The 13,467-nt window shown below is 63.7% G+C and carries 12 protein-coding genes; 5 read left to right on the forward strand and 7 right to left on the reverse strand.

Annotated features, from left to right (window positions below; genetic code table 11):
• Positions 1 to 4: 4 nt before the first annotated feature.
• The gene (locus tag AC097R_RS02260) at positions 5 to 1,312 is read left to right on the forward strand and encodes a peptidylprolyl isomerase (RefSeq protein ID WP_479595975.1); all 1,308 of its coding nucleotides are present in this window, start codon (positions 5 to 7) and stop codon (positions 1,310 to 1,312) included.
• Positions 1,309 to 2,115, forward strand: coding sequence for a 16S rRNA (adenine(1518)-N(6)/adenine(1519)-N(6))-dimethyltransferase RsmA (gene rsmA / locus AC097R_RS02265; protein ID WP_479595976.1), 807 nt, complete (start codon positions 1,309 to 1,311; stop codon positions 2,113 to 2,115). Before AC097R_RS02260 ends, rsmA begins: the two co-directional genes overlap by 4 nt.
• Here rsmA and AC097R_RS02270 read toward each other — a convergent pair.
• The 7 genes from AC097R_RS02270 to AC097R_RS02300 all read right to left on the reverse strand — a co-directional run bounded on the left by AC097R_RS02270 (position 2,112) and on the right by AC097R_RS02300 (position 9,980).
• On the reverse strand, positions 2,112 to 4,184 hold the full coding sequence (locus AC097R_RS02270; protein ID WP_479595977.1) for a PAS domain-containing sensor histidine kinase: 2,073 nt from the start codon (positions 4,182 to 4,184) through the stop codon (positions 2,112 to 2,114). The two genes, rsmA and AC097R_RS02270, sit on opposite strands and share 4 nt — an antisense overlap.
• 315 nt (positions 4,185 to 4,499) lie before the next feature.
• Positions 4,500 to 4,901 (reverse strand): barstar family protein, encoded by a 402-nt coding sequence (locus AC097R_RS02275; RefSeq protein WP_310343533.1) that lies wholly within the window; start codon positions 4,899 to 4,901, stop codon positions 4,500 to 4,502.
• A 34-nt stretch (positions 4,902 to 4,935) separates the two neighbouring features.
• A complete protein-coding gene (locus tag AC097R_RS02280) occupies positions 4,936 to 5,229 on the reverse strand; it encodes a guanyl-specific ribonuclease (protein WP_479598081.1) in 294 nt (97 codons plus the stop codon).
• Positions 5,230 to 5,479: 250 nt separating this feature from the next.
• Positions 5,480 to 7,840, reverse strand: coding sequence for an NADP-dependent malic enzyme (locus AC097R_RS02285; protein WP_479595978.1), 2,361 nt, complete (start codon positions 7,838 to 7,840; stop codon positions 5,480 to 5,482).
• A 138-nt stretch (positions 7,841 to 7,978) separates the two neighbouring features.
• Positions 7,979 to 9,190, reverse strand: coding sequence for an FAD-dependent oxidoreductase (locus tag AC097R_RS02290; RefSeq protein WP_479595979.1), 1,212 nt, complete (start codon positions 9,188 to 9,190; stop codon positions 7,979 to 7,981).
• Positions 9,191 to 9,237: 47 nt separating this feature from the next.
• Positions 9,238 to 9,402 carry a rubredoxin gene (locus AC097R_RS02295; RefSeq protein ID WP_479595980.1) on the reverse strand — a complete coding sequence of 55 codons (165 nt, stop codon included), beginning with the start codon at positions 9,400 to 9,402 and terminating at the stop codon, positions 9,238 to 9,240.
• 95 nt (positions 9,403 to 9,497) lie between these two features.
• A complete protein-coding gene (locus AC097R_RS02300; protein WP_479595981.1) occupies positions 9,498 to 9,980 on the reverse strand; it encodes a rubrerythrin family protein in 483 nt (160 codons plus the stop codon).
• A gap of 194 nt (positions 9,981 to 10,174) precedes the next feature.
• Between AC097R_RS02300 and AC097R_RS02305 the strand changes: the two genes are divergently transcribed.
• From AC097R_RS02305 to ypfH, 3 genes are all read left to right on the forward strand, one after another.
• Positions 10,175 to 11,521, forward strand: a complete 1,347-nt coding sequence (locus AC097R_RS02305) for an esterase-like activity of phytase family protein (RefSeq protein WP_479595982.1) — start codon at positions 10,175 to 10,177, stop codon at positions 11,519 to 11,521.
• A 63-nt stretch (positions 11,522 to 11,584) separates the two neighbouring features.
• The gene (locus tag AC097R_RS02310; RefSeq protein WP_479595983.1) at positions 11,585 to 12,790 is read left to right on the forward strand and encodes a multidrug effflux MFS transporter; all 1,206 of its coding nucleotides are present in this window, start codon (positions 11,585 to 11,587) and stop codon (positions 12,788 to 12,790) included.
• On the forward strand, positions 12,783 to 13,466 hold the full coding sequence (ypfH, locus tag AC097R_RS02315) for an esterase (RefSeq protein ID WP_479595984.1): 684 nt from the start codon (positions 12,783 to 12,785) through the stop codon (positions 13,464 to 13,466). The genes AC097R_RS02310 and ypfH overlap by 8 nt, the downstream gene beginning before the upstream one ends.
• Position 13,467 lies beyond the last annotated feature (1 nt).

A 13,467-nucleotide genomic window follows, 5' to 3' on the forward strand; every position in this document is an offset into this window, starting at 1 on the left:
CACCATGAAATTTCGCGTCTGGGCCTGGGCCCTGGTCTGTCTGTGCAGCGTGGCGGTGTCGCCATTGCAGGCGCAAACCCCGCAACCGCTGGACTACATCGTGGCGGTGGTCAACTCGGACCCCATCACCAACCAGGAAGTGCAGCTGGAGGTGAAGCGCGTAGCACTGCAGCTGGCCCAGCAGGGTAAGCCCGCACCGGCGCCGGCTGAATTGCGCCGGCTGGTGCTGGAGCGCCTGATCAACGACCGGGCCCAACTGCAACTGGCGCGCGAAACCGGTATCCGCATCGACACTGCCGCCATTGACCGCGCCGAGCAAGCCGTGGCCGCCCAGAACCAGGTGGATGTGGCGGGCCTGCACCAGCGCCTCGCCAAGGACGGCGTGTCGGTCACCACTTTCCGGGATGGCCTGCGTGACCAGCTGATGCTGAACCGCCTGCATGAACGGGATGTGGAGGCGACCATCAAGGTGTCCGATGTGGACGTGGACCGCGCCATGCTGGAGCAGCAAGCCGCCAACACCGACCCGTTTACCTTTGACATCAACCTGGCCCAGATCCTGGTTGCCGTGCCGGAGAAGGCCTCGGCCGAGCAGGCGGCCGCTCTCTTTGTGCAGGCGCAGAAGTTGTTGGAACGCATTCGCGGTGGCGAAGACTTTGACCGCCTGGTGAAGGACGTGTCTGCCGCCGACCGCAGCAATGGCGGTCAGTTGGGCCTGCGCCGTGCCGACCGTTACCCACCCTCTTTCGTGCTGGCTACGCAAAAGCTCAAGGTCGGCGAGGTGTCTGACATCGTGCGCTCGGGCGCGGGCTTCCACATCCTCAAGGTGGTGGAAAAACGGCCCCCCAACCGCTTGGTGCAAACCATCACGCAGAGTCGGGCCCGCCACATTCTGCTGCGGGTCACACCCCAGTTGCCGCCGGCCCAGGCCGTGGCACAGCTGGCCGAGGTGCGCCAGCGCATCGTCGCTGGCAAGACCGACTTCGCCACCGAGGCGCGCAAGCTGTCCCAGGATTCGACAGCGGAGCAGGGCGGTGACTTGGGTTGGGCCTCGCCGGGCATGTTTGTTCCCGAGTTTGAAGAGACCATGGGCCGCCTGAGCGAGAGCCAGATCAGCGCACCGCTGATTTCGCGTTTTGGTGTGCACCTGATCCAGCTCATGGAACGCCGCAAGGTCGAACTGAGCCCGCAGCAGGTGCGCGAATCCGTGCGCAACCAGCTGCGCCGCAGCCGCTACGACGAGGCCTACACCACCTGGGCGCAGGACGTACGCGCCCGCGCCTTCGTCGAGATGCGAGAAGCGCCGCAATGACCAAGCACATCGCACGCAAGCGTTTCGGACAGCACTTTCTGTCCGATCGCGGCATCATCGATGCCATCGTGCATGCCATTGACCCGCAGCCCGGCCAGCCCATGGTGGAAATTGGCCCCGGCCTGGCAGCGCTGACCCAGCCCCTGGTGGAGCGCCTGGGACACCTCACCGTGATCGAGCTGGACCGTGACCTGGCCAAGCGCCTGCGCAGCCATGAGCAGCTCACCGTTATCGAGTCTGATGTGCTGAATGTGGACTTTGCCCGCATAGACATTGTGCCTGCAGCTACTAAAACCATAGCGGCCGCAGATGCTGCGCCGGCGCTGCGCCCCAAGTTGCGCGTAGTAGGTAACCTGCCTTACAACATCTCCACGCCCATCCTGTTCCACCTGCTGGACCATGTGGACTGCATTGAAGACCAGCACTTCATGCTGCAAAAAGAGGTGATTGACCGTATGGTGGCGCAGCCCGACACCTCGGACTTCAGCCGTCTGAGCGTGATGCTGCAGTGGCGCTACGCCATGGAAGATGTGCTGTTCGTGCCGCCCGAGAGCTTTGACCCACCACCGCGCGTGGACAGTGCGGTGGTGCGCATGGTGCCGCTGGCGCAACCGCCGGTGATCGATCAGGCCTTGTTTTCCGAGATGGTGCAGGTGGCATTCAGCCAGCGCCGCAAGCTGCTGCGCCATACCCTGGGCCGTTGGCTGGAAGAAAAAGGCTTTGCCGGCACTTTTGACGTGCAGCGCCGCGCGCAGGAAGTACCGGTGGACGAATACCTGGGTCTGGTACAGCAGCTGCGCTAGCCGTCGCTGATGGGCGCGGCCATCGCGTCCAGCCGTTCGGGAGCCGTGAGGGGCAAGGTCATGCTGAACGTCGCGCCCGCGTCGGGCCGGCTCTGGACCTCAATGCGCCCGCCCAGCACACTGCCCACCAGGTTGTGCACGATGTGCAGCCCCAGCCCCGAGCCGCCCTGGCCCAGGCGCGTGGTGAAGAAGGGGTCAAACACGCGGTGCAGGTCCTCGCCCTGAATACCGTGGCCGGTGTCACGCACCTCAATCACCACATGCTGGCTGTCCTTGGCCCAGGCCTGCACTTCAATCTTGCCTTCCTCCCCCGGTTCAAAGCCGTGCAGCACCGCGTTGTTGATCAGGTTCGTCAGCACCTGGCCCAGCGGACCGGGGTAGCTGTCCATGGTCAGCGCCTCGTCGATGCGCGTGCTGACGGTGCAGGCGGTTTTGCGGATCGCAGGGTTCAAGGTGACCAGGATTTCGCCCACCACTGCGGCCAGGTCAAACTTGCGCCGTTGCGAGCTGGTCTGGTCCACGGCCACCTGCTTGAAGCTAGCGACCAGCGCGGCCGAGCGGCCCAGGTTGCGCACCATGATGTCCGAGGCCAGCTGCATGTCGTCCAGAAAACCCTGCAGGTCCGACTTGCGCAGTCCGGTGGCCGCCAGATGGCGGAAGTCGCGGATGCGGTGTTCCAGCGAGCTGGCCACCGTCAACCCGTTGCCGATGGGCGTGTTGAGTTCGTGCGCCACACCCGCCACCAGCGAGCCCAGGGCAGCGAGTTTTTCGGACTGCACCAGGTGGTCTTTCGCCACCTTCAGCGTATCCAGCGTGTCGGACAGTTCCTGGTTGGCGCCTTGCAGCTCCGCGGTGCGCCGGGCCACGCGGGCTTCAAGTTGGGTGTTGAGTTCCAAAATGCTTTGCTGCGCGGCTCGGCGTTCGGTGATGTCAAAGTAAGTGAACAGCACCATGGTCCGGTTTATCTCTTCGAACAAGCGGGTGGAGAGGGAGATCCAGCGCAGCTCGCCGTCGCGGCGGCGCATCTGCACTTCCACGTCGGTGAAGGCGGTGCCCTGCACCGTCATGCCCAGCATGCGGGCCCGGTCCTCGGGATTCACCCAAATTCCCAGTGTCAGGCCCGACTTGCCCTGGTCCTGCACCGGGTCAAACCCAAACGCGTCGAACCAGGCCTGGTTCCATTGCGTGGTCTGAAAGTCGTTTTGGGTGCCCGAGTAACACATGGGCAGCGGGGACTGCTCAAACAGCCGCGAGAAACGTGACTCACTCTCTTGCAGGGCACGCGCAGCGCGGCGCTCGTCGGTCACGTCGCGCAGCAGCGCAATGATGTAGCGCTCCCCGCGCGACTCGAAAGAGGCGGCGTTGAGCAGCGCCTCGCGCACCTGGCCATCCCGCACGTTCAACGCCATGGCGTAGTCGCTCACCGCTCCCTCGGCGCGCAGCACCCGTGTCAGGTCACGCCGCTTCTCGGGCTCGGCCCAGATGCGCAGCTCGGTGGAGGTTTTGCCGATCGCATCATCGCGGCTGACGCCCGTGATGCGCTCGAACGCGGCATTCACCTCGACGTACTTGCCGTCGTCCATGCGCGAAATGGACATGAAATCGGGGGTGAGGCGGAACGCGGCCTTGAACTGCTCATACACCACGTTGTGCTCGGTGATGTCCCGTGCAATCCACACGGCGTGGGAGTTGTCCGCGCCGTCCAGCGCAATCAGTGCGCAGTTCACCATACAGTCGCGCAGCGAGCCATCGCGTCGGCGCAGGGTCACCAGGTGGTTACGGGCTGAGCCGTTTTGCAGCATTTCGGCGATGAGGGCGGTCCGCTGGGCCGGCTGGGCCCAGACGTTGAAGTCCGCCATGCGGCGCCCCAACACCTCGTCGCGCTGGTAGCCGCTGATGGTTTCGAACCCGGTGTTGACGTCGGCAATGGTGCTGTCGTCCAGCCGGGTGATGACGATCCACTCCGCGCTGGTGTTGAACACCCGGGAGAACTTGTCCTCCCCGTCAGACAGGGCGGTCAGAAGCCGGCGCTTGAGCGCCTTGGGTAAAAGCCTTGCCAGGATGCCCATGCCAACGAGTGTCTCTTTGTTTGCCGCAATAGTACAGCGTCCAAAAAAAAGCCTGTCACGACGGACAGGCTTGGTTTTGGGCGGCGAGCCACCCGGCAGGAAACGGAGGGCTTGCCGCTTACGCGGCTGCCAACCAGTACCCTGCGTTGAAGGGGCTGCTCATGCGCAGCGCCAGGGGAGAGACGTCCAACAACTTGTCGGTGGGCATCTTCTCGCCGGTTTCAGTAGTCAATTCGACGCCGACCACTTCGGTGGATGCGGTTTCGCTGCTTGCCTCGTTCGCCCGTTCTGCTTGGCTGGTGTGTGCAGAACGGGCTACAGAAAAGAATAGAAGCATCGGAACGGTATCTTCCGGTCTCCCCAGTAGTCCGCGGTGTCGCGGAAGATGTCCAGCAGCTGCTCGCGCGCTTCCTTGTCGAACTTGACGTTCGCAGGAATGTGTTCCAACACGGCGATGAAACCAGGCTGTGGGCCCGACTTGTGCACCGGGTCGGTCATGCTGTCGTACAGCGCGTCAAAATTCTTGCTGACGGTGGCCGGCAGCATGAATTGCTGGCCGATCATGTCCAACACGTCCTGCTTGGTCTGCGCGTTAGCGAGGTTGGCGTACAGAAAGTGATGTCCCAAGCCTTGGGCGGCTTCCTGCAAATCCGACACCCGGAAGGCGCGGATTGATTGAACGATGTTCGTTCTGACAGTTCGAAGTGGCGTATCCATCCCCGATTCTCTTTCTCAAAGTACAAAATTCAATTCAGGGCACGATCTTGCGAAAACTCGCATAGTGATCGGCCGTGTAGTAACAGGCATCTGGCACGGTGGCTGGGCCACCGCACACAATTCGTCGTGCTCCCCGGTCCGAGGATCCGGGCGTGTTCACGGTGTATTCCCGGTAGTAGCCGCGCTTTTGCAAGGGCAGCAAACGCTCCCGATTGCCGAAGACCACGCCATCTTTGGCGTAGGGAAAAGGGCCGCCTTGCCGGACCAGCGCATAGGTTGCGCGGGCGGGGGCTGGAAGGCTGCCCACTTCCACGGAGGGAGTGGCCAATGGCCAGGGCGCGTCTTTGGCGAAGGTGAGGTCTACAGACACCGCTGCAGCCAAAACCAAGCCAGTAAGCACTAACTTGAATACACCCTTGCGCACCCTGAATCCTTGTGTGACTACCGCGGGTAAACCCGGAAAAGCAAGTGCGTAGTGTCGCGGATTCGGCACAAAAAAGCAAGGCCTTGCTCAAGAAATGAGCAAGGCCTGCGGGGTCTTTACAAAGTAAAGTGTGCGCTAACTGTTACAAAACCCGTTAACGCGTTGCGTTTGCGTCCGCCACAGTCAGTGCCGTCATATTCACGATGCGGCGCACCGTGGTGCTGGCGGTCAGCACATGCACAGGCTTGGCCGCACCCAGCAGCACTGGGCCAATCGCAATGTTGCCGCCGGCGGCGGTTTTGAGCAGGTTGTAGGCAATATTGGCGGCGTCGATGTTGGGCAGCACCAGCAGGTTGGCATCGCCCTGCAGTGTGCTGTTGGGCATCAGCACCTTGCGGGCGGCGCCGTCCAGCGCCACATCGCCGTGCATTTCGCCGTCCACTTCCAGCCAGGGCGCACGCTGTTGCAGCAGCGCCAAGGTGGTGCGCATCTTGATGGCGCTGGGTTCGTTGCTGCTGCCAAAGTTGGAGTGGGACAGCAGCGCGGCCTTGGGCTTGAAGCCAAAGCGCATCATTTCCTCGGCGGCCATCACCGTGATCTCGCAGAGCTCTTCGGCGGTGGGGTCGTAGTTGACGTGGGTGTCGACGAGGAACACCTGGCGATTCGGCAGCATCAGGCCGTTCATGCAGGCGTAGATGGGTGCGTGTGGAGCCGTGCGGGTACCACTTTCCACGCGCTTGCCAATCACCTGGTCGATGTAGTGCAGGTGCATGGTGGTGGTGCCCCAGGTGCCGCAGATCAGGCCGTCCACATCGCCTTTGTGCAGCAGCATGGCGCCGATCAGGGTCAGGCGGCGACGCATCTCGATCTTGGCGACCTGTGCCGTGATGCCCTTGCGCTCGGTCATGCGATGGTAGGTTTGCCAGAAATCGCGGTAGCGGTGGTCCTGCTCGACGTTGACCACGTTGTAGTCCACACCTTCCTTGAGGCGCAGGCCGAATTTCTCCACGCGTTCGGCGATCACTTTGGGGCGGCCGATCAGCGTGGGCAAAGCCAGGCCTTCGTCCACCACGATCTGGGCGGCGCGCAGCACGCGTTCTTCTTCGCCCTCGGCATAGGCCACGCGCTTCTTGAGCGCCTTCTTGGCCGCCGTGAAGATGGGCTTCATGGTGGTGCCGGACGCGTAGACAAAGCTTTGCAGCCGCTCGCGGTAGGCATCCATGTCGGTGATGGGGCGCAGCGCCACGCCACTGTCGGCGGCGGCCTGGGCCACGGCCGGCGCGATCTTCATCATCAGGCGCGGATCAAACGGCTTGGGAATCAGGTACTCGGGGCCAAAGGCCAGTTGCTCGCCTACATAGGCGGCGGCCACCACTTCACTTTGCTCGGCCTGGGCCAGCTCGGCAATCGCGTGCACCGCGGCAATTTCCATCTCCAGCGTGATGGTGGAGGCACCTGCATCCAGTGCGCCGCGGAAGATATAGGGGAAGCACAGGACGTTGTTGACCTGGTTCGGGTAGTCGGTGCGGCCGGTGGCCATGATGGCGTCGTCACGCACGGCCTTCACGTCTTCCGGCAGGATCTCGGGCGTGGGGTTGGCCAGCGCGAAGATCAGCGGTTTGGCGGCCATGGAGGCCACCATGTCGGGCTTGAGCACGCCACCGGCCGATAAGCCCAGGAAAATGTCGGCGCCGGCAATCACTTCGCGCAGCGTGCGCGCGTCGGTTTTTTGTGCGAAGACGGCCTTGTCTTCGTCCATCAGCTCCGTGCGGCCTTCATAGACCACCCCGGCCAGGTCGGTCACATAGATGTTTTCACGCGGAATGCCCAACTTGACCAAGAGGCCCAGGCAGGCCAGCGCGGCCGCACCGGCGCCCGAGGTCACCAGCTTGACGTTCTTCGGGTCTTTGCCGACTACCTTGAGGCCGTTGAGCATGGCCGCGCCCACGCAAATCGCGGTGCCGTGTTGGTCGTCATGGAAGACCGGGATCTTCATGCGCTCGCGCAGCTTGCGCTCGACGTAAAAGCAGTCGGGCGCCTTGATGTCTTCGAGGTTGATGCCGCCGAAGGTGGGCTCCAGCGACGCGATGATGTCGACCAGCTTGTCCAGATCGTGTTTCTCGTCGATCTCCAGATCGAACACGTCGATGCCGGCGAACTTCTTGAACAGCACGCCCTTGCCCTCCATCACTGGCTTGGAGGCCAGCGGGCCAATGTCGCCCAGGCCCAGCACGGCGGTGCCGTTGGTGATGACGGCGACCAGGTTGCCCCGGCTGGTGTACTTGAAGGCGTTGTTGGGGTCCTTGACGATTTCTTCGCAGGGCGCTGCTACGCCGGGCGAGTAGGCCAGCGCCAGATCATGCTGGTTGATCAGCTGCTTGGTCGCGCAGATGGCGATCTTGCCGGGGGTGGGAAACTCGTGGTACTCCAGCGCAGCCTGGCGCAATTGCGCTTTCTTTTCGGCCGAATTGGAAACGGGGGGATGGGGGACGAGGGGAGCGGGTTGCTGGGGCATTAGGAGTCCTCTGCGGCGAGGGGCTCTAGCAAACTCGCATGTCCCCCGGCTCGGTCATGGGCTTTGGATTGTAGACCTCGTCCGTGGTTGCTTGGTTGCAGAGGAGGCCAACTTTATGCGAATAAAGAATGGGGTTATTCAGGCCGTTGTGGCCTTGCTTTGCTCCATGCGGCGGGCCGTGCTTTTGCCTGTCAGCACAAAGCCGCGCTGGGTGCCGTCCCCATCGGTGAACTGCCAAATGCCTTCGCCATCCCCCGCTTTCCACGCGCCGGCCAGGGCCGGGTGTGCGGCGGCCACCACGATGGGCAGCGCGGGCGTTTTGATGCTGACTGGCATAAGCGGAAACACCAGTGCAGTGGGTGTACCCGCCAGCGTGGCGGCCAGGGCCTTGGCTGCGTTCATGATGGGCATGACATAAGGCAGGGTGCGTTGTCCGGCCGAGGCGTACTGCGCGCAGTCGCCCAGCGCATAGACATTCGTCGCCGAGGTCTGCAGCGTGTCGTCCACCACAATACCGCGCTCGCAGAGCAGGCCCGCTGCCGCAGCCAGGGTGGTGTCGGCGCGCAGGCCAATGGCGCTGAGCACCATGTGCGCAGCTAGGCTGCTGCCGTCAGCCAGCTGCACGTTCAAGCCGCTATCTGCACTGTCCACTCTGGTCACCGTGGTGCCAAAGTGCCAGACCACGCCCAGTGCCTCCAAGGCCGCCTGGAGTTGGTCGCCCGCCTCAGCGGGCAGCAACAGCGACAGTGGGCGCTGCGCCGGGTCCACCACATGCACCGTGGCACCGGCGTGCACCAGGTCGTTGGCAAACTCACAGCCGATCAGCCCCGCACCCATGATGAGCACGGTCTTGGGCGCTGCGGGCTCGGCGGCGCAGGGGTCTACGCCCAGGGCCTGGTGGAAGGCGCCAAAGTCGTCCAGGTTGTTGATGGACTTCACCTGGTCCGCCGCCGTGCCGGCCACGGGAACACGAATGGGCTGGGCGCCCGTGGCCAGAACCAGGCGGCTGTAGCGCAGGGTCTGCGTCTGGCCGCCATGGGTCAGCACCACGCTGCGCGCCGCTGTGTCCAGCGACTCCACATGGTGCTGGGCCAGCAGCGTCACATTCAGCGTCTCCACCATCTTGGCCGCCGGCGTGCTCACCAGCTGGGCCGGCGTGCGCTTCTGCGCGTAGGCATTGGACAGCGTGGGCTTGGCGTAAAAGTCGCCGCTGTCCGCGGTGACCAGCACCACGGGCGTCGTGGCATCCAGCTTGCGGAATTCGCGCACCGTGGTCCAGCCGGCCAGGCCCGCGCCGATGATGAGGATGGGGTCAGAGGTGGCAAGCTGGGAAAGGGGCAGGTCACTCATGCGGCAGGCTCGGCGGAGGTCAGGTGGAAGGAAGCAGCGAGTCTAGATCAGAGCGCCACCATCTCGAAGTCGGCCTTGGCCACGCCGCAGTCGGGGCATTCCCAGCTCTCGGGCACGCTGGCCCAGGCGGTGCCGGGCGCGATGCCGTCTTCGGGGCGGCCAGCAGTCTCGTCGTACACAAAGCCGCAAACGATGCAAATATAGGTGTTCATGGGGGTTCTCGGTTCAAGTTATAGGTGAAATAGGGTGCTAGCCCCCGCGGAATATGCGCGGCCAGCTATCAAATTCATAGTGGGTGTGAAAAACCTCAGGCGCTCAGGCTGGCCAGTTGGGCCTTGTAGTGGGCCGCGTGGCGCTCTTCTACCCGGGCCAGGGCGGCGAAGCGCTTCTGGGCTTTTTCCAGCGTGGCCTTGAATTGTGCCGCGTGCACCTTGCTTTCCTCGATCTGCTCGTTCATCTCGGCCACGGCGGCCGCGTTGCCCTCGGCCTCGGCGGTGGCGCGGAAACCGGGGTACATCTCGGTGTACTCGTAGGTCTCGCCGTCGATGGCGATCTGCAGCGCCTTGGCCGGTGTCATGCTGGCCTTGGGGTAGAGCAGGTCCAGGTGGCCAAAGGCGTGCATGACTTCCTGGTCAGCGGTTTCCTCAAAGGCACGGGCCGTGGCCTCGTCGCCCATCTCGCGCGACAGCTTGGCGAAGTAGCGGTACTTGATGTGCGCCATGGACTCGCCGGCGAAGGCGGACTCGAGGTTGGCGAAGGTCTTGATCTCGGGGCGGGCGGTGGTGGACATGGTGCTCTCCTTGGGTGGCAGGTGCTGCAGAAACCATTTCTGCAGCCATGGACACAATGGTAAGGAAGGCGGGCTATTAAAGCCAATCGACTTTCACTAATTCATTGATAGTAGCTATCGTTGCCGCGCCGCTTTCACCGGGCTGTCACATGGCGAGTGAACACTGCCCCCTTTTCCAACGGAGGACTTTTCCCATGCGCTATCCCCTTGCCCTGGCTGCTGCGGTACTCACCACGCTGGTGCTGCCCGCCCAGGCCCAGCAGGCTTATCCCGCCACCCTGGCCGGCCACGCCGTGCTGCCCGCCTACAGCCTGATTCCTGCGCCCAAGGATGCGCCGGCTGACCTGCAGGTCAGCGGCAAGTTCACCACTGGCCAGCGTGTGGAAAAGCTGGGCAGTGTGGAAGGCTTGTCAGGCGGTCGCCCCACGGGCGTGTCGCTGCCCTTTAAGGGCCAGCCACTGCAGGGCCACTCCGGCATCAAGCGCATGAAAGACGGCAGCTACTGGCTGCTGACCGACAACGGCTTCGGCGCCAAGGCCAATTCGCCCGACGCCATGCTCTACCTGAACCACTACACCGTGGACTTCAAGACGGGCCATTTCAAACACCTGGGTACTGTGTTTCTGCACGATCCCGACAAGAAGGTGCCCTTTCGCATCGTTCACGAAGGCACCAAGCAGCGCTACCTGACCGGCTCGGACTTCGACACCGAGAGCTTTCAGATCGCCGGCGGCGCGCTCTGGATTGGCGACGAGTTTGGCCCCTACTTGATCAAGGCCGACCTCAAGGGCAAGGTGCAAGCCGTGTTCGAGACCCTGGTGGACGGCAAGGTGGTGCGCTCGCCGGACCACCCGGCGGTGACCACGCCAGGCGCGCCCGGTGGCGAGGTGAAGTTCCAGGTGCGTCGCTCCAAGGGCTTTGAGGGCATGGCGTCCTCGCCCGATGGCAGCAAGCTCTATGCGCTGCTGGAGGGTGCGGTGTGGGATGACGCGACCAAGGCCTACGAAATGCTGGACGGCAAGCAGTACCTGCGCGTGCTGGAATTTGACGTGAAGGCCGAACGCTGGACCGGCCGCCACTGGAAGTACGTGCTGGAAGCCAACAGCAATGCCATTGGCGACTTCAACATGGTGAACGACAGCATGGGCCTGATCATCGAGCGTGACAACGGCGAAGGCACGGTCGACAAGGCTTGCCCCGAAGGCCAGAAGCGCACCGATTGCTTCCACGACATCGCCAAGTTCAAACGCGTCTACAAGGTGGAGCTGAACGAGGCCAATGTGGGCGCCGCCGTGCGCAAGGTGGGCTATATCGACCTGATGGCGATTGCCGACCCCGACAAGCTGGCGCGCAAGCCGCTGACCAATGGCGTGCTGGCCTTCCCCTTCTTCACCATTGAGAACGTGGACGTGGTGGACGCCACCCACATCATCGTGGGCAACGACAACAACCTGCCCTTCTCCAGCAGCCGCGAGCCCAACAAGGCGGACGACAACGAGCTGATCCTGCTCGAAGTGGGCGACTTCCTGAAGGCCAACTAAGGTCTTCGCCCAGTACCCCTAGGCCCCCGCAGGATAGGGGGCCGGGGGTATGCTTCCGCCCCTATGAAAACTTCCTTCTTCGGCACCGCCCTGGTGCTTGGCCTGCTGTCCGCCATCGGCCCCTTCGCCATCGACATGTACCTCCCCGCCTTGCCCTCCATTGGGCAGAGCCTGGGCGCCTCCATGGGCGCTGTGCAGGCCAGCCTCATGGCCTTCTTCATCGCGCTGGGCATTGGCCAGATCATTTACGGCCCGGTGTCCGACATGGTGGGTCGCAAGGCGCCGCTGTACTTTGGCCTGGTGCTGTTTGCCGTGGCCAGCGTGGGCTGTGCGCTGGCGCCCGATATCCACACCTTGGTGGTGCTGCGTTTCATCCAGGGCCTGGGCGCTTGCGCCGGCATGGTGGTGCCACGCGCCGTGGTGCGCGACCTGCACACCGGCCATGACGCCGCACGCCTGATGTCGCTGCTGATGCTGGTGTTCAGCGTATCGCCCATCCTGGCGCCGCTAGCCGGCAGCGTGTTGATTGAAACCGTGGGCTGGCGCAGCGTGTTCTGGGCCGTGACCGTGGCTGCCGTGCTGGGCCTGATCTTGCTGGCCACCAGCCTGCCCGAAACCCGCCCTGCAGAAGAGCGTGTGAACAGCAGCGTGGGCAGCGCCCTGGCGGCCTACGGCGTGCTGCTGCGCGACAAGCACTTTCTGGGACTGGTGTTCATTGGTGCCTTTGGCATCTCCAGTTTCTTCGCCTACCTGGCCAACTCGTCCTTTGTGCTGATCGACCACTACGGGCTGACGCCCCGCCAGTACAGCTTTGCGTTCGCGGCCAATGCGGCGTCCTTCATCGGTATCTCCCAGTTCACCGGCAAGCTCAGCGCGCGCTTTGGCCTGGTGCCGTTGGTGAAGTTTGCGGTGGTGGGCTACGCCGTCATGATGACGCTTTTGTTGGCCATCAACCTCGCCGGTGTGGAGCGGCTGGACGTGATGATCGTGGTGCTGTTCATCGGCTACGGCTTTCTGGGCCTGGTGGTGCCCACCACCGCCGTACTGGCGCTGGAGGAGCATGGCGAGATTGCAGGCACTGCCTCCGCGTTGATGGGTACCCTGCAGTTTGTGACGGGTGCGGTAGTGATGGCGGTGACCGGCGTGCTGGCGGATGGCTCAGCCCGCCCCATGATCGCTGGCATTGCCGGTTCGGCTATCGTCGCGTATGTGTTCTCGCGCGTCACCCTGCGCGGCCACGGCCACACCCAGGAGGCACAGCATGGCTGACATCGTCGTTCAACAACCCGCGGGCCCTGCCAAGCAGTTGTTTCTGCTGAACCATGGCGTGGGCGCCACCCCCCAGGGCCTGGTGCCGCTGGGCCAGGAGCTGGCGGCGGCGTTTCCTGACGCGCTCATCGTCAGCGTCCAGGCGCCGCATGCGTCCGACTTCGGCCAGGGCTACCAGTGGTTCTCGGTGCGTGAGATCACCGAGGACAACCGCCCGGCCCGCGTGGCCGAGGCCATGCCCGAATTTGTGCAGATGGTGGAGCGCTGGCAGGCCCAGAGCGGCGTGGCCGCTGAGGCCACCGCGCTGGTGGGCTTTTCGCAGGGCGCCATCATGTCGCTGGAAGCCGCCCAGCTGGACAAACACCTGGCGGGCCGCGTGGTGGCGTTGTCGGGTCGCTTTGCCCAACTGCCGAAGTTGCCCCATGCCCACACCACCCTGCACATGGTGCATGGCAAGAGCGATGCGGTCATGCACTATGGCTATACCGTGTCGGCCGCCGAACACCTGATCAGCCTGGGCGCGGACGTGACCGCCGATGTGATCCCTTTCCTGGGCCACGAGATCAACGCCGAGGTAGTGGAGACCGTGGTGGAGCGCCTGCTGGGCCACGTGCCCAAGCGCCACTGGGAAGAAGTGCACCGCGCGGCCGAGGCCGGCGACGCGCCCGCGCAGTAAG

This window comes from Rhodoferax sp. ZS1R25, from assembly GCF_056521335.1.